The 21,064-nt window shown below is 39.9% G+C and carries 18 protein-coding genes and 1 pseudogene; 11 read left to right on the top strand and 8 right to left on the bottom strand.

Annotated elements, in window-relative coordinates:
* The 3 genes and pseudogenes from BFS05_RS06300 to BFS05_RS06310 all read right to left on the bottom strand — a co-directional run.
* Nucleotides 1-233, bottom strand: a pseudogene (locus BFS05_RS06300) (helix-turn-helix domain-containing protein); the annotation flags it as partial.
* A 204-nt stretch (nucleotides 234-437) separates the two neighbouring features.
* Complete coding sequence (locus BFS05_RS06305; protein WP_103085114.1) at nucleotides 438-899, bottom strand: nucleoside deaminase; 462 nt, start codon at nucleotides 897-899, stop codon at nucleotides 438-440.
* 75 nt (nucleotides 900-974) lie between these two features.
* A complete protein-coding gene (locus BFS05_RS06310) occupies nucleotides 975-1,745 on the bottom strand; it encodes an alpha/beta hydrolase (RefSeq protein ID WP_103085115.1) in 771 nt (256 codons plus the stop codon).
* A 290-nt stretch (nucleotides 1,746-2,035) separates the two neighbouring features.
* Here BFS05_RS06310 and BFS05_RS06315 point away from each other — a divergent pair, with 290 nt between their 5' ends.
* The 3 genes from BFS05_RS06315 (at nucleotide 2,036) to BFS05_RS06325 (ending at nucleotide 5,595) form a co-directional block, all read left to right on the top strand.
* Nucleotides 2,036-3,004: a ketopantoate reductase family protein gene (locus BFS05_RS06315; protein ID WP_103085116.1), complete on the top strand. Its 969-nt coding sequence runs from the start codon at nucleotides 2,036-2,038 to the stop codon at nucleotides 3,002-3,004.
* Between the two features lie 243 nt (nucleotides 3,005-3,247).
* On the top strand, nucleotides 3,248-3,559 hold the full coding sequence (locus tag BFS05_RS06320) for a type II toxin-antitoxin system Phd/YefM family antitoxin (RefSeq protein ID WP_103085117.1): 312 nt from the start codon (nucleotides 3,248-3,250) through the stop codon (nucleotides 3,557-3,559).
* 92 nt (nucleotides 3,560-3,651) lie between these two features.
* Nucleotides 3,652-5,595: an alpha-glucosidase gene (locus BFS05_RS06325; RefSeq protein ID WP_103085118.1), complete on the top strand. Its 1,944-nt coding sequence runs from the start codon at nucleotides 3,652-3,654 to the stop codon at nucleotides 5,593-5,595.
* A 25-nt stretch (nucleotides 5,596-5,620) separates the two neighbouring features.
* Here the strand turns inward: BFS05_RS06325 and BFS05_RS06330 are convergent, their stop codons facing one another.
* Nucleotides 5,621-6,397, bottom strand: coding sequence for an SIR2 family NAD-dependent protein deacylase (locus tag BFS05_RS06330; RefSeq protein WP_103085119.1), 777 nt, complete (start codon nucleotides 6,395-6,397; stop codon nucleotides 5,621-5,623).
* A gap of 405 nt (nucleotides 6,398-6,802) precedes the next feature.
* Between BFS05_RS06330 and BFS05_RS06335 the strand changes: the two genes are divergently transcribed.
* The 7 genes from BFS05_RS06335 to BFS05_RS06365 all read left to right on the top strand — a co-directional run bounded on the left by BFS05_RS06335 (nucleotide 6,803) and on the right by BFS05_RS06365 (nucleotide 14,046).
* Nucleotides 6,803-8,140: an ATP-binding protein gene (locus BFS05_RS06335; protein WP_103085120.1), complete on the top strand. Its 1,338-nt coding sequence runs from the start codon at nucleotides 6,803-6,805 to the stop codon at nucleotides 8,138-8,140.
* A gap of 194 nt (nucleotides 8,141-8,334) precedes the next feature.
* Entirely contained in the window at nucleotides 8,335-8,985 is a 651-nt protein-coding gene (locus BFS05_RS06340) for a response regulator transcription factor (protein WP_103085121.1), read from the top strand.
* 491 nt (nucleotides 8,986-9,476) lie between these two features.
* On the top strand, nucleotides 9,477-10,175 hold the full coding sequence (locus tag BFS05_RS06345; RefSeq protein WP_219726419.1) for a hypothetical protein: 699 nt from the start codon (nucleotides 9,477-9,479) through the stop codon (nucleotides 10,173-10,175).
* 514 nt (nucleotides 10,176-10,689) lie between these two features.
* Nucleotides 10,690-11,592, top strand: a complete 903-nt coding sequence (locus BFS05_RS06350) for an efflux RND transporter periplasmic adaptor subunit (RefSeq protein WP_103085123.1) — start codon at nucleotides 10,690-10,692, stop codon at nucleotides 11,590-11,592.
* Nucleotides 11,589-12,299: an ABC transporter ATP-binding protein gene (locus BFS05_RS06355; RefSeq protein WP_103085124.1), complete on the top strand. Its 711-nt coding sequence runs from the start codon at nucleotides 11,589-11,591 to the stop codon at nucleotides 12,297-12,299. The genes BFS05_RS06350 and BFS05_RS06355 overlap by 4 nt, the downstream gene beginning before the upstream one ends.
* Nucleotides 12,283-13,494: an ABC transporter permease gene (locus tag BFS05_RS06360; protein WP_103085125.1), complete on the top strand. Its 1,212-nt coding sequence runs from the start codon at nucleotides 12,283-12,285 to the stop codon at nucleotides 13,492-13,494. The genes BFS05_RS06355 and BFS05_RS06360 overlap by 17 nt, the downstream gene beginning before the upstream one ends.
* A gap of 27 nt (nucleotides 13,495-13,521) precedes the next feature.
* Nucleotides 13,522-14,046 (top strand): hypothetical protein, encoded by a 525-nt coding sequence (locus BFS05_RS06365; RefSeq protein ID WP_103085126.1) that lies wholly within the window; start codon nucleotides 13,522-13,524, stop codon nucleotides 14,044-14,046.
* A 44-nt stretch (nucleotides 14,047-14,090) separates the two neighbouring features.
* Here the strand turns inward: BFS05_RS06365 and BFS05_RS06370 are convergent, their stop codons facing one another.
* From BFS05_RS06370 to BFS05_RS06380, 3 genes are all read right to left on the bottom strand, one after another.
* Nucleotides 14,091-15,365, bottom strand: a complete 1,275-nt coding sequence (locus BFS05_RS06370) for an MFS transporter (protein ID WP_103085127.1) — start codon at nucleotides 15,363-15,365, stop codon at nucleotides 14,091-14,093.
* A 560-nt stretch (nucleotides 15,366-15,925) separates the two neighbouring features.
* Complete coding sequence (locus BFS05_RS06375; RefSeq protein WP_103085128.1) at nucleotides 15,926-17,356, bottom strand: ATP-binding protein; 1,431 nt, start codon at nucleotides 17,354-17,356, stop codon at nucleotides 15,926-15,928.
* 396 nt (nucleotides 17,357-17,752) lie between these two features.
* On the bottom strand, nucleotides 17,753-19,291 hold the full coding sequence (locus BFS05_RS06380) for an aminotransferase class I/II-fold pyridoxal phosphate-dependent enzyme (protein WP_103085129.1): 1,539 nt from the start codon (nucleotides 19,289-19,291) through the stop codon (nucleotides 17,753-17,755).
* A 386-nt stretch (nucleotides 19,292-19,677) separates the two neighbouring features.
* On the opposite strand from BFS05_RS06380, the gene BFS05_RS06385 reads away from it, so the two are divergent.
* Complete coding sequence (locus BFS05_RS06385) at nucleotides 19,678-19,944, top strand: hypothetical protein (protein WP_103085130.1); 267 nt, start codon at nucleotides 19,678-19,680, stop codon at nucleotides 19,942-19,944.
* A gap of 3 nt (nucleotides 19,945-19,947) precedes the next feature.
* On the opposite strand, the gene BFS05_RS06390 is transcribed toward BFS05_RS06385, so the two are convergent.
* Nucleotides 19,948-20,754, bottom strand: coding sequence for a nitroreductase family protein (locus tag BFS05_RS06390; protein WP_103085131.1), 807 nt, complete (start codon nucleotides 20,752-20,754; stop codon nucleotides 19,948-19,950).
* Nucleotides 20,755-21,064: the final 310 nt, after the last annotated feature.

The following is a 21,064-nucleotide window of genomic DNA, read 5'->3' on the forward strand; positions in this document are numbered from 1 at the left end:
GTAAGAACTTGGTTAACCATGCAAAGCTCTTGCACGGGATCCCAATACCTATGTTTTTTAAAACGTGGTTTAAGCACTTCAAACCCGTTAGCTTCTACTAAACGCGTCCAATACGCGACAGTATGACGAAAATTATTCCTACTAACAGCGTCAGGTGTTGGTAATTCCAGATTTTGACGATATAGTTCAACACACTTCTTTTTAAACTCGTAACTATATTTACATTTTGACATGCGTTACTCCTTTGACTAGCAGTCCAGAAAAAGGGGTACATATCAGGTGTGTTGGTAAACAAAAGCAAGAAGGGTTGCTTGGTTTTGTTTACTTTTGGGGTGTGTTGGTAAACAAAAGCAAGCAAATGCATGGGCGAAAAATCTCAAATCTCTGCCAACTAATAGCAAGGCATACTTCGCAAATAGATATGTATTAATTCACAATTATCGGTGATTTTCGAAAAAGTTTCGCAAGAGTTGAGCGCACTCAGATTCGCATACTGAACCAATAACTTCCGGTCGTGATCCTACATGAGGATCTCGCAAAATATCCCAAACTGATCCGCAAGCCCCAAGCTTTGCATCCCATGCGCCAAAAATTACGCGCTTAAGTCTCGTTTGCAACACAGCTCCAGCGCACATAGGGCAAGGCTCAAGAGTTACTACCAGAGTGCAGTCAGATAGATTCCAAGATTTACGCGAAATCGCAGCAGATTTCATAGCGAGCACTTCAGCATGAGCCAAAGGATCAGCGTTCTGTTCTCGCATATTTGCACTTTTGCCAATAATATTGCCATCGCCGTCAAGCACAACTGCTCCAACTGGAACTTCGCCTGCAGAAGCAGACTCTCGAGCCAAATCCAAGGCTTGATTCATTGCAAATACTATCTCATCGCGCATATTCATGAAATCACTTTACAAATCACTTTACAAATTAAGGAGTAAACGAAATCGAATAAATCTACATAAACCTAAATAAATTTACATAAGCCCAGAAGAAATATCATGAGTGACGAACCATTTGCGAATATCGCCAATTTCGTTCATGTCAACAGCATGATCCAGTCCGCGATAACGACGCTCTTCAAGCCAAGTGTGCTCTTCAAGCCAAGCTGCAGCAGCCGAAAATTCGTAAGGAGGAATAACATCATCTTCTAATCCGTAGCCGAAAAATACTGGAGTATTACGATCTGCTAAATCGTCGTCTTTCAAAGCAATTTCAGATGCAGAAGCAGGAACATTAGGAGCTATAAACCCAGAAAGCGAAACGGCAGCACGGTAGCGCGAAGGATTCAAGCGCAAAACATGCACTGCGAGCGCAGCTCCTTGCGAAAAACCAAATGGCACAATCTCACGATTTGTTGGAATATTTTCACGCACCCACTCGTCGATTGAGACAGCAGCAGCATACATATCGTAATCTAAATCTTCTCGCTGAGGTACAGCATCGTGGAACCAACTGTAAGCGCCTTCTGCCAGCTTAAGCGGAGCACGTAAAGCGATTGCATCATTATATGGTGCCACTACTCGCAACAAATCCAATAAATCTTCCTCATTAGAGCCCCAACCGTGAAGAAGCAGAAGTAGCGGATGCGTTGGATGAGCTGAAGCATTACCTTGCGAATACTGTGCATTTGTAACTTTTAAAGGCTCACCAAAATAACCAGGCACAACATGCGATTCACGACCGATATGCGATTCGTAAGAATTTTTCTCCGCATTATTACCATTTAGTTCATCGCTAATATTCATTTCGTCACCGCCGCTCGTATAAATAGTTGCGTTATAAATCGTTATTTTAATAAATATTTCGTATCACACTATTATCATTTTCTCATTTACAGCATACGACATATGAAAATTAAATTTATAAGAATTTTGACATTCTCCCAAAACTGTGTAATATGCTATAAAAACAAAAAGCAGTCGGCTAATTCAGTAACACTGTTGGCTCGCCGCTTTTTACATATCAGTCGCTTCGACGTAATTCCACTAACACGAATCTCGCCTAAGTACAGTTTTATCTAAAAGGAGGTGTCACTATGAGTGGCATGAAATATGCAATGATCGGTTCGGGAGCTATGGGGTATCGCTATGGCGTTTTGTTGCAGGAAACGGCCGGTATTCATGTTGATTTCATTGACGCCTGGGATAAAAATGTGAATAAAGTCCGCGAGCAAGGCGGCGTAATGGTGAGCCGCGATCATGAAAATCGTCATCTTGTGCCAATCAATATGTATACCCCTGAAGAGTATGACGGCGATCCGGATGTGTGGATTGTGTTTATGAAGCAAATGCAGCTTGCGGAAATGTTGGAGCGTTGCAAGCATTTGTTTAAAGAGCATCAGGTTGTGTTTGCTGCAATGAACGGTTGGGGCCATTTTGAAAAGCTTCAGCAATATTTCTCGGATGATCGCATTTACGGCGGTACTGCAATGATTGCAACCGTTCTAAACGGCCCGGGCGATGTTGATTTTATTGGTAAAGTCGGCGTCGGCACAATGAATATGTGCGCGTTGAATGAGCAGGTGAGCGATGTTGAGCTTGCTATGCGAGACGATTTTAAAGCTGCTGGTTTGAATCCTACAATTACGGAAGATTTCAAGGGCACGTGCATGGCTAAGGTGATTTTTAATTCCGTAGTTAACACTTTGTGCACAATGTATCAGATTCAGATGGGCCAGTTTATTTCTTATCCTGGGGCTATGGATATGGCTCGACAGCTTATTAACGAGGCGTACGATGTGTGCGATCGCGCAGGAATTCGTATGGTTAACACGCGTCAGCAGGAGCTGGAGGCTATCGATTACGTGAGCCGCGTGGCAAATCCTTTGCATTATCCTTCTATGTACCAAGATATGAGTCGCGGTCGCGAAACGGAAGTTGATTACATCAACGGATATATTGCGAAACTTGGTCGCGAAAATGATTACGTTTGCCGCACTCACGAGTTCTTGACTCACGGAGTTCATTTGGCGGAGCTTGCATTCAGATTGCATAATCAGCAATAAATAATCAGCAGTAAATAATCAGCAGTGAATAATCAGCAATGATTTGGAGAGCATTCCTTAGATCTTGCAATGAATGAGAAGGAGTGGCGGCTCGTGGCTTTTGCTGCGGGCCGCTTTTTATAGTACTTTAACTACAATATTTACAAGTATAGTAACTTTCATATATACTTGTAAAAAGTATAGTAAATATACATGTATTAAGTATATGCGTGGATTATCTGTAGAAAAGTTAGGGTAATAGGTATGGTTACAGTCGCTCCAATAAGCACTATGGTTCCTATTAGTGCTTTTAGTAATGGTAAATCTGCACAGGCTTTTGCCAAGGTAAGTTCTGGTATGCCAGTTACGGTTTTAAAAAACAATCAACCAATGTACTTCATTATTGATCGTGAAGATTTTGAGCACTACCAATCGCTTGAGGAACAGCTTCAAAAGTATATTGAAGAAGCAACTGAAAATAAAAACAAGGAAGCTCGTAGGCAAGTTCAAAATCGCGAATTCACTCATGAATCACATACTGCTTCTGATATGATGGATTACTTAAATGGTTTGTGAAAAGAGACGTATAAAATCCAAAGATAATTAAAGTATAGAATTGTAAACGTTATAAATAATCAAAATAAATAATCGAAACAAATGGGGATTAAATGACTACTTTTGACAGAGCAAACTTGCCAGAATCCGTGCGCACAAACGGCGCTACGCCAAACCCTTGGTGGGCGAATGCAGTAGTGTATCAGATTTATCCGCGAAGCTTTCAAGATACTAATGGCGACGGAATAGGTGATTTGAAGGGCATTACTTCGCGCCTCGACTATTTGGCTGATTTAGGTGTTGATGTGCTCTGGCTTAGCCCTGTTTACAAGTCCCCACAAGACGATAACGGTTACGATATTTCCGACTATCAAGATATTGATCCACTTTTCGGAACTTTGGAAGATATGGACGAGCTGCTGGCTGGAGCTCATGAGCGCGGTCTTAAAGTTGTGATGGATTTAGTAGTAAATCACACTTCTGACGAGCATGCTTGGTTCCAGGCTTCTAGGGATGCTTCTAGTGACTACGCGGATTGGTATTGGTGGAGACCTGCGCGTGAAGGTTGTGTGCCTGGTGAGCCGGGTGCGGAGCCAAATAAGTGGGGCTCGTATTTCGGCGGTTCTGCGTGGACTTACGATCCGAAGCGTGGAGAATACTATCTTCACCAGTATTCGCCAAAGCAGCCAGATTTGAATTGGGAAAATCCTGCGGTTCGCGCTGCCGTGTACAAGATGATGAATTGGTGGATGGATCGCGGAATTGACGGCTTCCGTATGGATGTGATTACGCAAATTTCCAAGCATGTTGATTCTGAAGGTCGTTTGCCTGGGGAAGTTGGCTGCCAGATTGAAGATTTTCAAGCTGGTGCTGACGGGTACTCTTCGCCGTTCCCGTTCTGCTCGGATGGTCCTCGTTTAGACGAATTCTTGCGTGAGATGCGTGCAAAAGTTTTCGAAGGGCGCGAAGGTTTCTTAACTGTTGGCGAAGCTCCGGGAATTTCCGCGCATCGTAATACTTATATTACTGACCCTACTCACAGTGAACTCGACATGTTGTTCCTGTTCAATCACGTGGATATCGATTGTGAAAACGGCACTAAGTGGAATCCTGTGCCGCTAAAGCTGACGGCATTAAAGCGCGTGATGGCTGAGCAGCAGCAAGCTGTAGCGGATGCTGGTTGGGCGAGCTTGTTCTTTAATAATCACGATCAGCCGCGTGCGCTTTCTCGTTGGGGTAGTGAGGCTAGTGAGGAGATGCGAGTGCGTTCTGCTAAGGCGATTGCAATGCTTCTCCACATGCATCGTGGTACCCCTTACGTGTATCAGGGTGAAGAAATTGGTATGACTAACGCGCACTTTACGCGTTTGGATCAGTATCGCGATTTGGAAGCGTTGAACATGTTTAAGCAGCGCGTAGAAGAAGCGCATATTCAGTCGGCTGAGTCGATGATGGATGCGCTCGCAAAGCGTGGTCGCGATAATTCTCGAACTCCGATGCAGTGGAATGCTTCTAAATACGCGGGATTCATGCCTTTTAATGTCACGTCGCAAAATAACGCAGAGCCGTGGATTAGTGTGAATCCTAATTATGTAGACATTAATGCAGCTGAACAGATGGAAGATTCCGATTCCGTTTACGCTTTTTACAAGTATTTGATTGCGTTGCGTCATTCGGAGCCGATTGTTTCTGCTGGCTCTTGGAATTTGGTTGATGCGGATGACGAGTGCGTGTACGCTTTCGTGCGCGAGCTTAAATCTGATTGCGAAAAGCAGGAAGAATCTGCTGTAGATTCTGCTGTAGATACTTCTGTAGATTCTGCTGATTCCGCTTCGGATTCCACAGATTCCGCAGAGCGCATGCTTGTAATGGTTAATATGACAGAATCGACTGTTCCTATACCTACAGAAAGCGCGCAATTATTGCAGAATCACGCTTTAGACAGATTTACTGAAAATGATGTGCTTCTTGCAACTTACGACGTGAATCACGCGCTTACATCGCTTAAAAATGGCACGCTTTCGCCTTGGGAAGGCATCGCTGTTAGTTTGCAATAGTTTTAATAGCGTCGCTTTGCAATAATCACTTTTCAATCGTTTCGTCTACTAATTTTGGCAGAGCTTTCGCAATATCTTCGCGAATAATACGCTCTGCCAAGTAGTCGTATTGCGTAGAGCCTAGGTTCATTATTGTAATCGGCACTCCTGCGCGAGCGGCTAGCGGCACAAGACTTGCGGCTGGAAATACTTCTAGCGTAGAGCCAATAACCCACAATTCGCTTGCGTGCATAATTGCTTGCGCGCTTCTTTCCATAGCGCCTTCAGGAAGTGCCTCGCCAAAATATACAACGTCAGTTTTAATTAAACCATTGCAAGGCATATTGCTACGGTACGGCAGAGCGCGTCTGCAGTGCGGATCTGGATGCTCGTCTAAGTCGCGCATAATATCGGCAGTTTTATAGCTTGCGTGACAGCTCATGCAGTGCGATGTTCCAATACTACCGTGCAAATTCACTATGATGTCTGGGCTATTGCCAGCTTTTTCGTGAAGTGCGTCAAAGTTTTGGGTGGCTATTAGATCTAGCATTCCAGCTTTCTCAAGTTTTACAAGCGCTTTATGTGCTGTTCCTGGCTGAGCGTTCCAAACAGGTGATTCTTTTTGCCATCGCCAGGAGTAAATACGTTCCTCTTCACTGCTTAAAAACGCGTCTATATCGTAAACACTCATTTGTTCTGGGTGCTTAGTCCATACGCCATCTGGTCCGCGAAAATCAGGAATGCCAGCGCTAGTTGAAATGCCTGCACCTGTTAGTACTACTATGTGGTGGTGATTGTTACCTTCGCTGTTTTTGTTAGTCATTTCTTTCTCCTGCTATTACTTTATTTCTAATAGTATATGCTTTATAACAGTTTCTTACAGCTAATACTTCGTTTTTGTGAGTTGTTTTTCGATTCGTTTTTGTGATTCGTTTTTGTGAGTCGTTTTTGTGAGTTGTTTGTGATTCGTTCGTTATTTGTTTGTGAGTTGAAGCTGTTTCGGGTTATTTCTTGTGATTTGGTACTATACTGTGCTGTTTTTTGCGAGTTGGTACTATACCGGATTATTCCTTGTGGTTTGGCGTTATTTTTGCGTCTATCTTGCAAAACCCAAAGTACTTTGGAAAATATCAGATAGAAGTGCCAAATATGCCCTATTTTCGCTAAGTCTATCTTGCAAAACCCAAAGTACTTTGCTAAATTGAAGATAGAAGTGGAAGGAAAAAGAATGCGAATGATTTTCAATCGTCAAAGGTATATAACGAAACTGAACCATCTGAGTTGGAATGGTCTAGTTAAAATTATTACTGGTGTGCGCCGAGCGGGAAAATCGTTCATCCTTAATGAACTGTTCTATAATTCTCTTATTTCTCAAGGTGTTTTGCAGAATAATATCATTCGGTTTGCCTTTGATTCAGACGAAGATATTGATCGTCTTGAGCCATTTGCAAACGGCGAGCCAGTAAAAATCGCAGATAAAAAACTTGGTTACATTATCAATGCTAAAGTGTTCCGTCGCTACATTGCGTCGCAAATAAATGATAGTGACAAGTTTTACATTTTCCTCGACGAAGTGCAATTGCTTGATAATTTTGTTGGCACACTTAACAGTTACTTAAGGCATGCAAATTTAGACATATATGTTACTGGATCTAACTCTCGTTTTCTTTCGTCAGACATTGTTACCGAATTTAAGGGGAGGAGCACAGAAGTTCACGTTCAACCTCTTACTTTTGCCGAATACGTGGAAAGTTCAAGCAAAACGGTTTCAGAATCTTGGGCAGATTACATTGTTACTGGCGGAATACCGCTTGTAGCTAGAATGCAAAATGTTGAGGAACAAATAAAATACCTTGAAAATCTTGTTAAAGAAACTTATTTGAAAGATGTAGTTCAGCGAAACGGCGTGCGAAAAGAACAGGCTCTTTCTGAAACTTTGCAAGTAATAGCTTCGTCAATAGGTGCTCCCGTTAACCCAAGGAAACTTTCTAACACGTTTATTAGCCACGGATATGGAGAAATTACTTCAGAAACTGTTAGTCGTTTCATAGACTACTACAGTGATGCTTTTCTTGTAAGCAAAGCTCAAAAGTACAATATTAAGGGCAAAAAATACATTGATTCCTTGTTCAAGATTTACTTTGAAGACATTGGAGTACGCAACGCTTTACTTAATTTTAGGCAAATTGAAGAGTCGCATATTATGGAAAATGTTATATACAACGAGTTAAGGTATCGCGGATATAACGTGGATGTTGGCGAAATGAATATTGCTGAAAATACTGGTAGAAAAGATAAAAATAACCATGATATTTATGCGCAAAAATCTTTGGAAATAGATTTTATCGCTACTTTGGGAAGCGAAAAATATTATATACAATCTGCGCTCGCTATGACGACGGAAGAAAAATCATTGCAAGAGAAACGTTCGCTTTACTATATTGATAATTCTTTCAAAAAGATAGTAGTTACGAAAAATGGATTGCATGCTACAAGAGATAATCGTGGGGTAGTCACCATGGATCTATTCGATTTTTTGCTTAACGAGGATAGCCTTAAGCGGTGAAGACTTATGGAACAAATAAGTATTTGTTGTTAAAGGTGTCTTCGGAATCTTTGTATGGTTAATCTTGTTTATCGTCAAGCAGATGCGTATATAAATTTTGAGAATATTACTAGTATAGTGGATTATATTTTTATGTTTTTATATACAAGGTATTTGCTTACAATTTTAAATATTGTAGTTTTCAAAGGAGCAATATGGACAAGCAGATTGCTGTCGGAATTATTGACGATGATTCTTTTTGTTTACGCGGTATTAAAACCTATATTGAGAAAATCGTTCCATCTTGTCATATTTGCTGGTTGTCTACTTCTTACGAGAAAGCATTATCACTTTGTGCGGAAAAATGTCCTGACGTATTGTTGATAGATATGTATATGGCTGGAGTTTCTGGAACCAGGATATTGTATGAATTACGACGAAGATATGAGCGTCCAATCATCATTGCTATCACTTCGTTTCCTATTAAAGATTATGCATTAACAGCATCCGTAGCAGGTGCTCAGTGCATCGTTGGCAAGAATCACCCAAAAATAATTTGTGACATGCTCGATGATATTAGTAACGGAATATTCTGCCCACAGAAAATAAATAATATTCATTTTGATGATGCTATGGTAGCATTCCAAAGATTACAAAATAAGCCGAAAGTTGGTATTCTTGCATTAACAAATCATGAACAAGAAATTGTTAAACTATGCGTGCAAGGCATGACAAATGCACAAATAGCGAAGAAATTATTTGTTGAAATTGGCACCGTTGAGACAATTCTTCGTCGTGTATGTAAGAAGATGGGTACTCTCAACCGTGCACAACTAATTGCTGCTTGGTTACATGATGAATATTAAGGGTGTGGGGATCAATGGCGCTTTCATTATTGCGAAGTTTACGCGAAAAGTTTGTTGGCAATAAAACATTACTGTTTTTGAGTTGTATAACCAGTGTAATGGATGCATATTGCTGTGCCAACGCTAATAACATTTCGACAATATCTAAGTTACTATATATTACACTCGTGGTTATAAATTTATTAATTTGGGTATCGCCACGTTTAATGAGTATTTGCTATGTTTTGTTGCATCTATGCATCTCTATTATTCCGATGATTTACGCTCCTGTAGTAACGTTTGGATTTGTTTTTACTCTCACTTATATTGCTTATGTATATTCTCTTCGGCTTACAATTCAATTACTTTTAGTTTCATATATATTACAGTGTTTTTGTTATTACTACTCCCCAACTACGTCATCTTTTAAATTATTTTTTATTTATGTTTTAATGAGTGCTTTTTGTGCTTCCTTAGGTGTGATTCTGCGTATCCAACATAAGAAAATTATTTTGCGTGAACAAGAACATCAGATTGTTCACAATCTACAATTGGCAGTGTGCATGCATAATCATATGACTAATAAAATTGCTGATCTTATCCTGAACATTGAGATAGCACTACTTGACACATCTCTTTCTGAGGAACAACGAGCTTCTTTTGAAGAAATGAAGACTTTAGCGAATCAGGCCTTTGAAGAAGGCCATCGCATTATTGACTTACTTCATAATAATGGAATATTGCAAGATGTTCGTACTGAATTTATACAGCGCATTAACTATGTTATTAAGAAAAATGACGCGCTCAATAAAACATGTGGATTGCGCGGGGAATCTGTGTGTAGAATATTCGACGATGATATTGACTCAGATATGAGTTGCGAGGCTATGCGTGAAGTTCTTGATTTAATTGATGAATTGTATATTAATACACGCAAACATGCCACGTTGTGGTATAGAATGAGCTTTTCTGTAAAAAGGGAACAAATTGTCATTAGACAGCTCAACATGTGTTCTTCATTTAATAAGCAGGAAACTGTTACTCGTCCAGTTTCTAAAAAAGGACTTCAGCTCCATAGTGATATTATAAAACAGTTGGGCGGTTCTATAAGTATTCATAGTTTTAGCAGATATTGGGAATGCACTGCTATTATTCCAACTAGAGCAAGAGTTGCTGATGGTAAATTTAACACATACCAAGAGCATGCATGAATATAGGACAATACACATTTCTGTCTTTAATTTGGTTAATTTGGTTTATTGTATTGATATTTGCCATTTGTGTTGTTGTTCCACCATTTGTGAACAAGAATAATAGGATGAAACAGAGAGATAAAGCTGTTTTTGACATAGTAACTATCCTCTTTTTAAAATAAATAAAGGTTGTTAACGTGTACACTTTTTGTTCTAACACATATTTTTTACTGAAAAGTAGTATTTTCAGTTATATCTTGTGATTATCTTATCGATACATAGCTTTACCTGTAAAATATTTGTCTTGGTTTTCATATACAAGGTCTTGGAGTGCAGTTTCTCCTTAAGATAGGCTTAATCGAAAGTGAGTTGTTATTAATAAAGAAAGTTTTTTAGTAATGATTCATAAAATAAATAGTTAACAAGGAGGTTATTATGAAATCTTTCAAAAAAGTAGTGATTGCATCTATATCAGGTGTATTGCTTGTTTTGGGGGTGGAGATTTAACATACTAAATCAGGAACTCTATGTTATGCGTAAGTTTACGAAAGTATTCTTGTTAGCTGCTCTGCCAGTGTGTTTGCTTACTGCATGCGCTGGTAGAGCAGTTGATGATAGTCAACAGCAGGCATCACATGATTCAGTTCCACTTGTTTCAGTCAAAAAACAGCCTTTAACGCAAGTTGTGTCGGGTAAAGCAGCAATAGAACAATCGTCTACCTTTGTTATCACTGCTGTAAGTAGAGGGAATTTTTCTCCATCGGTAAAAGCAGGAAGTGCTGTAAAAGCTGGAAGTATTTTAGGCTACAATGCTGGTAACAAAATTATTGCTCCCGTAGACGCTAAAGTTGTGTCAGTAGCTGAATCAGCTGCGGACGTGCCTAAATCTTTCCCGCTATTCACTCTTAAATATGAAGGTTTTTCAATAAGCCTTAACGCAAAAGCTTTACTTCGTTCTGCAGATATTGCAGATGTTAAAGGTCGCTTCCAAGTTGAAGATGGTGTTGGACCAACCAATTGTTTGCAAATAGTACAAAGCGGTGGAACTTCTACCGATGTTGCAGCCTCGGGTAGTAGCAAGAATGATAATGCTGATTCAACTGAAACGGCTGAATCTAGTGAGCAAAGTACACCTAGTGTATCGTCAAAAGTTTTAACGTGTTTAATAGATAAAAGCACAGAAGTAGAATCAGGCCAAAATGCGACGCTTGTTTTTAATGGCAAGCATAAACAATCGGTTCTAACTCTGCCTGTTAGTGCGGTTGCTGGAAGAGTCCAAAAAGGCTTAGTCTCATACAAAAAAGGCGATAATTGGGAGCGTAAAGAAGTTGGTCTTGGAATCAGTGACGGCGCTAATATTGAAATTACGTCTGGCTTGCATGAGGGTGATGTTGTAGCAGGTGTTTCTCCTGATCTCATTCCAGGAGTGCAATGATTATGGAGAACAATCCTGTTCCACTGGTTGAACTACAAGACGTGTCAGCGCGTGTGAAACTAGGCAATGGCGAATGGCTTACCACTGTTAACTCTGCTTCTATGTTACTTAATCAAGGTGAAACATACGCGGTAGTTGGCAGGTCTGGCTCTGGCAAAACAAGTCTTATTTCTATTATTGGATTTTTGAATAAAAATTTTACTGGAAAATACTATTATTCTGGCAAGTCAATCCAAAAGTGTAGTGATACTACAGTATCGCATATGCGTGCTCGAAATATTGGTTTTGTTTTTCAAAACTATTCTCTCATTAAGCATTTAAGCATTAGAGAAAATGTTGAGTTACCGCTTTTGTACGCAGGACTAAAACAAAGCAAGCAGGCAAGAAGAAAAACAATAGAAGAAGCATTATGTGCTGTGGGATTGCAAGATAAACTAAACGAATACCCTGGAAGGCTATCAGGCGGCGAACAGCAGAGAGTCGCGATTGCGCGTGCTCTCGTCACTAATCCCGAATTACTTATTTGTGACGAGCCAACTGGTGCACTCGATAGTAGTACGGGAGAAAAAGTGCTTCAAGTATTGCATGATCGTGTTCAAGAATCTGGAACAACATTACTATTAGTCACTCATGATATGAAAGTGGCTCGTTCTTGCTCTCACATTTTTACTATGGAAGGTGGTGTTCTTTATGATCATGCTGCTTAAAGATTTGCGCCTTTCTCCTATGAGATCCTTCCTCACAGGTTTTTCAATGTTTATCGGCATCATTGCCGTTATTGCGTCAGTGCTTATAGGCACGGTTGGTAAGGACTGTCTTATTGCAACTAACGAACAGCTAAACGGTCGTAGACCAACATACGAGATTACTTTTTCAGCACAAAATTTTGACGAATATTCAGTATTTAACAGATTCTTAAATTGCGTTGAATCCGCAAACCGTAACGCTAACGTTATGCTACAACCAAATACTGGACTACTGTTTAGCGCTTCTATGCCAGCTTTGAAGAGCGTAAAAATAAGCGAAGAATATAAAACCAGCAATCTTCAATATGCTGACGCTGTTTACACTACGGCAGGATACAACAAAGTTTATAACTTACCTATTGTAAGTGGAAGATGGTTTAGTAATAGCGCTAAAAGCAACGCATTAGAAATGGTAGTAAACCAATCTGCTAGCAAAAGATACAAGATTGGTGAGGTAGCATTTATTACTTCTCGCAAAACAACACGAATGAGTCCTATAAGGATTGTTGGAGTTGTGAACGATGGCGTAGACTCAGCAAAAGTATACGTGAATATTCTAGGCTTGTTACGTTACGCTCCAACTCTTTGGGAGTATTCTGGAAAAGAAGCTCAAGGCTCAATCTATTGGTTGAATAAAGAAAATCGTTCTCAAAAATCAATTAAATCTTATGTTTCAGATGCTCTTTACGACTGTTGTGGTGGACAAGTAAACGAAATTAGAAGACATGATAATAGTGATGATTACGAGAATGTTATAACAGTATTGCAATTAAGTTTTGCTATCGTAGCAGCATTATTGCTTTTTGTTTCCGCGCTAGGTTTGATCAATATTGGTTTAGCATCGTTGGAGCAGCGCACGCATGAACTGCTTATACGCAGAGCCTTGGGTGCTACTAGATGGTCGATTGCTTCACTCGTGTTAGGCAGTGCGATTATTTTAGCGTTGATAGTTTCGATTGCTGCTGTCGCTGTTTCTTTTGCTCTTGTGTCTATTGCATCAAGTTTTTGGGATGCAGCAAGCCCAGTTAGTCCGCCAGTTTACCCATATGAAGCCGCTATTGGAGCTGTTATTTCGGCTTTCATTACAGCGCTTGCTGGAAGTGTGGTGCCGGCAATAAAAGCATCGCGTTTACAACCGGCATTAGCATTGCGTTAATTTTCAAAAAATAAGAAAGAAGGAATAATGAATAATCATACTATTGGTAAAGCAACTCTTATTGTTGGTGTGCTTAGTGCGCTTCTTATGTTTAATGCGTGTGGAGGAGTAGGCAACAATAATTCTAGTGGTATGGGTGGCGCGCGCTCGCAAAATAGTTCGCCGAGAGAGATTGTTGATTTTGCTCATATAGAGAAGGAATATCAGGAATCTGTGGAAAAGCTTAGTTGGCCTAAAAAATATAAAGCTCCTGCAAACTTGGTTGGAGAAGAAAAAGACGGTCAGTTCCAGAGTGGATATGGTGATACGCAAGCATCTAATTATTATCAGTGTGCTTGGGAACGGCAATGGCTAGACACGTATGCTAGTGATGAGCAAGCGGCAAGTAAAGCTTTGCATGAGCTTGAAAAAGTGCCTAGCATGCCGTTTATGGGTCCAGATCGTTGTGATGATGCAACGCGAAACTTTTTCAAAGAGCATATGCGTAAAGCAAAACTTGGAGATCCATCAGGATTCCAACAGGATGTGCAAGCTAATTGTCCTGTGATGTAATTGCATTTGTATGGATTTGTTGTGCTGTCGCGCTAAATGGATTGTTATATGCTTCTTTTTACCCATGTTGATGGTGTCCAATAATCTTTGGTAAGCATTGATGGGTATGTTTGTTTACGAGCTTGAATAATCCATAAGGCTATACCTGTTGAAACAAGTATTACGCCAGCTGCAATCATTATGAATAATGATGAATTTAGATTTCCCCATGCTAGTACGCTTGCATACCCTACGATAATGCCGCATTGCTCCATAATAGAAGTAAAAGTAGTAGTTGCGCCGAGAATGTGTGTTGGTATGCCGTCGAGAAGAGCTGTTTGCCCATAGACGATGGTTGCGTCAAAAATAATACCTGCAATGAAAGCAGAGCAAAGAAAAAGAGCAATCCAGTTATTAAGTGCGAAAATAAGTAAAGGAATAGAAAGGAATCCAGGTAATAAAATAGAGTATAAAATCTCATAATGAAGCACAATATATTTGCATAATAGCGAACCTACAATCATGCCAATGTTAAATATGCTGACTATTGAACCCCACGTGGATGCCGAATGAAAAAGTGTGAGACAATGGTGTGCTCCCATTAGTCTGAATGCAGCAAGCCATGATCCAGATTGTAATGCGGATACTACTCCTAAGACTATTAACCATGGTGTAGATCTCATATAGTGTAGAGAAGCTGCAAAACCAGCAGTTTTATTGCTTCCTGTATTGCTTCCTGTTTTCGTATTGTTTGCGCTATTTTGTGATTGCTGGTTTAGATTAACTAACAGTAGAGGTAGCGCCGCTAGTATCATCACAATAGCAATGCTCGTAAAGAAAATGAGAGGATTGCATATATCAACAAATATGCCAGTAATCGCAGGTGCGGCAAGTCTGCTGAGATTAATCCACATGCGCATGCTTGCTAAAAATTTGGTTTTTTCGCCAGTCGGTACGCTATATGCCATTAATACTTTTTGATTAGGCGAAGAAAATGCAGTAAAGAACCCGAATATTATGCCGAGTAGTGTAACCGTAATAGCAATAAGATTATGCTGTGCTACTAAAGCGAAACCGTATCCAGTACACAACAAGGCAAAACAAAACGTTAGCGCTATAAACAATCTAGTTGGTGGATATTTATCTGCGATAATGCCGCCAAGCGGTGCTGCTATGCAGGTCATAAGTGCTACGGATACCGCGTTAAGCGCTGCGTGAGATAAGTCAACATGTATTAAAAGATATAGGCTTACGCCAAATCTACAGCTCGTTAAAAGAAAAGCATTAAGCGATAAAACGACAATAATAAGAGTCTTGCGAATTCGCGCCGCCGCGTTCATTTCCTTCTCTTTTTTCTTTCATGTTATGAATGTCTTTCATATTCTGAATGATATATGCCTATTGATATACACCTTTTTCTGGACTGCGAGTGAAATTAGTGTTTTATTGCAGTGTTTTACTCCGAAGTACTCCGAAGTACTCCGAAATACTCCGAAGTGTACTGAGCCCTACTCTTGTATAGCTTTGTTGGGTTTTTGCTGTGTTTATTGCGGTGTTTTACTCCGAAATACTCCGAAATACTCCGAACTACTCCGAAGTGTGCTGAGCCTTACTCTTGTATAGCTTTGTTGGGTTTTTGCTGTGTTTATTGCTGTGTTTTACTCTTAACTACTCTTAACTACTCTTAACTGTGCTGAGCCTTACTCTTGTATAGCTTTGTTGGGTTTTCATTGTGTTTATTGCTGTGTTTTACTCTTAACTACTCTTAACTACTCTTAACTGTGCTGAGCCCTACTCTTGTATAGCTTTGTTGTGTTTTCTTTGTGTTTATTGCGGTGTTTTACTCCGAACTACTCCGAACTACTCCGAACTACTCTTAACTGTTTGCTTTGTGCTTAATCTAATCTTTTATGCGCGCATAATATTGCTTAGGGTCACGTTTTGAGTTGCCATGCCATACAAGGGCTTGTTTGCTAGCAAGCCCCTGTAATATTTTTCTGGTGGTAGTGTCGCTCATATTAATAAGATTTGCAGCTGTTTTTACGGTAATTCGATCATTGCTATATGAATATGCGAGAATTTTTCGCTCGTTCTCATTGAACTCGCCATTATTTAGTTTTTCCTCTAACTCATTTATATGATCGTCCACACGCATTTGACGCGAAGCATAGTTATTTTCTAACGTCAGCAATAAAGAGTAAGGATTTGGCTGGCTGTATTGAGGATCATTGAGATAAAATTCCGCCATTTCCTCATAAATTCTATTAATTCCTTCATTGAGTTCTCGAACCCAGCCGAAGTTAACTAATGCGCGAGCAATACGAGGATTCCTAGCGTAGCGTGTATGTCGCATATTCTCTAATGTAACAATATCTGGCAAGGAACCAGGACTGAATATCTCGAATCGATCGTCAAACATGCTGACGCGAATATAATCGCCTCTTAATGAATAATCGCGATGTGCTACGGCGTTAACAATTCCTTCAAACCAAGCAAATTCTGGATATTCTGGTACGACTTTGAATCTTCCGTCGTCTCCAAGATATTCAAATTCGCGCAATTGCGCTCGTATAGCTGTTTGTGATTGGCGAATAATTGTTGGAATCGGTCCGTCAAAGGTTTGATCTTTAACAATATTCATTCGTGCGCCAGTCTCACGATGGGTTCCTTCATATCGCAGGAATCTCAGACGAGCTTGTGGGAAATAATAGCTTGGATTTTTGCCAAACATTAAAATTGATGCGGCAGTTAGTTGACCTTGATGCATAAATCCGCGAGCTTCTAATACTTGCTTATTAGGTAAATGTTCGCAATTAAGTTGTTTTTTATATTCATTCAACAGTTGTTCATCAAGATCTGCCAGGTTAGCGTCTGGAATTAGATTATCTTCGAATAATCTTTCGCCTTTAGCATACTCTAATTGCTTAATTTGAGAGTAATTTTGTTTGACGCTTTTATCTCCAATTCTTAAATAAACTTCTTCACTTCGATTTTTAATAAGTTTATTTTTTGAGCAATCAATATGAATGATAAATAATGCATTTTTGCCATCTTCGGATTCATATTCTAACTTGCTGTAATCGATTGAAGGTTGACCAATGATATCTTGTTGGATCGCTAGTTCGTATTCGTCTAAAGAATGAGCCTCCGTATAATTTGTGCCAGATAATTCGCCATTATCATCGATGCCGATAGCTAATGTGCCTCCGTCTGCGTTGGCAAAGGCAATGACGTGTTTTAGTATATCTTTAGGCTTTATACGAGCACTTTTACGATCAAAATACTGACCTTCTTTCAGGTCTTTAATCTCTTCAATCTTGTACTCTTCCATTGTTCCGCCTTAAATATCGAAGCATTACTGCGCGATTTTTATACGAATAATTCTTGTGATTACTATATCAAAGGAAGGATATAGAGAGTGTTAGTATTTCAATGATTTGACTGGAATGTCATGCGTAAATTAATGGTATTTATAGTGCGCTATTAAGTACATTGTTGTTTTACTCTTAAGTACTCTTAACTACTCCGAAGTACTCCGAACTACTCCGAAGTGTGCTGAGCCCTACTCTCGTATAGCTTTGTTGGGTTTTTATTGTGTTTATTGCTGTGTTTTACTCCGAACTACTCCGAAATACTCCGAAATACTCCGAAATGTACTTACTTTTGCGCTTTGTTGTTTGTGTTGTGATTTGTATCGCTGCGGTTTGCAAGCAAGATGCATAAATAATTACTGGCGATAGTAGGAGAGGAAGCTGGAGAGTTTGCCCATTGCGTCGCGAAGCGTTTGCAAGCGCGGCAAGTAGACTACGCGGAAGTAGCCTGGAGTCTGCCAATTAAAGCCTTTTCCGTGCACAATCAGCAACTTCTGATCGCGAAGCAAATCAAGCGCAAACTGTTCGTCGTCGTGAATGTTGTATCGACTTGGATCGAGTTTTACAAACATGTAGAAAGCAGCGTCTGGACGCTCAACGCTTACGCCATCCATCTCCTGAAGCGTGTTATAGCAATACTCGCGCTGCTCATACACGCGTCCGCCCGGCTCCAAATACTTCTCAACGCTCTGGTATCCGCCCAAAGCAGTCTGAATAATCGATTGCGCAGGAACGTTCGAGCACAAGCGCATATTAGACAGCATGTTAAGTCCCATAATGTAGTCGCGAGCCTTGGATTTATCTCCCGAAAGACTCATCCAACCAATACGGAAGCCAGCAATCATATGCGACTTAGAAAGTCCGCTAAAAGTTACGCAGAACACGTCTGGGGCAAGAGAAGCAATCGAAATATGCTTCTTGCCGTCCATAACAAGACGATCGTAAATCTCGTCCGCAAAAATAATCAAATTAAACTCGCGTGCAATCTTAACAATTTCTTCCAAAACTTCGCGACTATACAGCACGCCCGTAGGATTATTCGGGTTAATAATCACGATTGCTTTAGTGCGAGGAGTGATTTTAGAGCGAATATCGGCAATATCTGGGTACCAATGCGACTTTTCGTCACACATGTAGTGCACAGGAGTGCCGCCAGCCAAGCTCGCGCACGCAGTCCACAGAGGATAGTCTGGGCTTGGAATAAGAATCTCGTCGCCGCAATCAAGCAGTGCTTGCATAGAAAGATTAATCAGCTCGGAAACACCGTTGCCAGTGTAAATATCCTCCATTTGCACGCCTGGAATGCCCTTAAGCTGATCGTATTGCATAATCGCCTTGCGTGCGGAGAAAAGTCCGCGACTATCTGAGTAGCCTTCGCAGTCAATAAGCTGTTGCTGCATGTCGTAAATCACTTCGTCTGGAGCGCGGAATCCAAAAGGCGCAGGATTTCCAATGTTGAGCTTTAGAATATGCGTTCCGTTTGCTTCCATGCGGTTTGCTTCTTCAACAACCGGGCCGCGAACATCGTAAAGCACGTGCTCAAGTTTGCTTGATTTGTTGAAATTGCGATGCTTGAGTGTTTCGGAAAGTTCATCTTCTGTAAGCTGTGGCTGATTTAATTGTGATTCTTCTTCAGACTGGCAGTTTTGCTCAGTTTTTGCGCAAGAATGCCCGTTTTTGATTACATTTTCGTTATCATTGACGCTGATTCCAAGAATTTCAGCTAGCATGTTACGCACGTCTTTGCGAGGCTCAGTTTTGCCGCTTAAATACTGGCTTAATTGGCTTTTGCCAAGTTTATGGCCGTTTTTTGCTGCAAGCTCGATTACGTCAATCTGCTTGTACCCCTTGCGTTTCATAGCTTTCTTAAGCTCGTCAGCAAAATTCTGTGCCATAATCCGTCTTTCTTGTCGAAGCTTGTAAAATCAACATTTATAAATTGAACAAACTGAGAATAAACTAATAACAAAGTTCACAACAAAGTTCAAAGTATAAGTATTAAATTGAATTATTTGCCCAATATTACTCATGAAAGCCAGATTTGTACAGTAGTTTTTCAAAAAATAGTAGAAAAATTGAATTTTATTTGAATTTTAGTCGAATTTTGATTAAGTTTGAATTGAATTTTAGTTAAGTAATTGAACTAAAAGACATTAAATTGAACTTATTGTGATTTATTTAAATACGATTTTGTGCAATCTGTAGTCTTGTAATGCTTTTATTACTAGGTTTGAATGCTTTTGCTATAAGGTTTACTTGCGCATTTTGCTGTAGTGATACCATGAATTACATGTATTTCTTTACTCCGCGCAGATGTGAATCTACTCAAAAAATAATGTATACAAATAAAGGGCAGGCTCTTATTGCAGCGGATAAAAGTCTTAGAGAGCGTGGAGCGCAACTTTGGGTTTACAAATGCGAATATTGCAGTTGCTGGCATTTAACTCATTCAAATCCTGCAATTCGCAAATATTACGATACGCGCTCGCGTTTTGAAACCACTAAGCCAAAATCAAGAAAACGCGGATACAAACCTCGTCAAAGGTAGGAATCAGATTTTGAACGTAAAGCCTTGTTTGTTTAATTGCGTTTCGCAACTATGGTTTTTAGCGCCAGAATCCACGGAAAGCTTCACGATTTGAGCACTGAACGCGTCAACTGGCTTATCCGCATTGCGCAAATCGTAGTATTCGTGAACTCTAGAATCAAAGTCAGCTAGTTTTTCTATTAGAGCATCATCGCTGTTTGGATATTCGTTTTCAAAGAATTGCATGCTGGAATCCATGCGAGGCTTCAGTTCTGGGGATTGATCAGGTTTGCCTATTGCAAGTCCTAGTACGGGATATGTGTATTTTGGCAATTTCAAAAGTTCAATTAGTTCAGAAATATTATTCAAAATTGAACCGAGAATTACGCATCCGAGTCCAAGTGATTCTGCTGCTGTCTCCATAGCATGAAGTGCAAGAATGGCATCGTTTTGCGATTGAGAGAATCGATATCCTGTTTTAAGAGTGAAATCGTCGCCATCTACGTCTACGCCATTTTTGCGTGCGATTACAGCATTTCGATGCTGATCGATAACGAATACGTATAGGAGTGGAGTAGTAGCAATGTAAGACTGATGTCCAATTTCTGAAAGCTTTTGCTTTATTTCAGGATTAGTGATTTTAATCGCGGACCAATCGTTTAAAAACTGGCTGCAAGCGGCGCGCTGAGCCACAGATTCAAGAGTTTTAACAATTTCTTCGCTAATCGGCTCGTCTTTAAAAGCGCGTATCGAACGACGATTAAGAAGCGTATTAATAGTATGGTTATTTGCTAATTCTCGTTCTTGAATTGAACTTTCTTCTAATATCATTGAACTTTCTTTTGACGCTTCAATTTGGCAATCTGATAAGTTTTGTGTTTGGTTCTGTGTCTGTGTTTGGTTTTGATTTTGGTTTTGGTTTTGCATATTACTTCGCGATTGTTTTCGTAGTCGGATTTATTTTCTTACAATATATTTTTATTTTTGCAACATATTAGTCAAAATGCAATTGTATAAGCCAGAATCGCTATAAAATAAAAGCTTTTTAATTATTTTCGTATAACTTGCGATATGAAAATTTCTATAAAATTTCTATAAAATTTTAAAAAGAAAATCATAAAAAGATGACGTAACAATGCAA

The sequence above is a fragment of the Gardnerella coleohominis genome, assembly GCF_002896555.1.
Classification (GTDB): Bacteria; Actinomycetota; Actinomycetes; order Actinomycetales; family Bifidobacteriaceae; genus Bifidobacterium; species Bifidobacterium vaginale_F.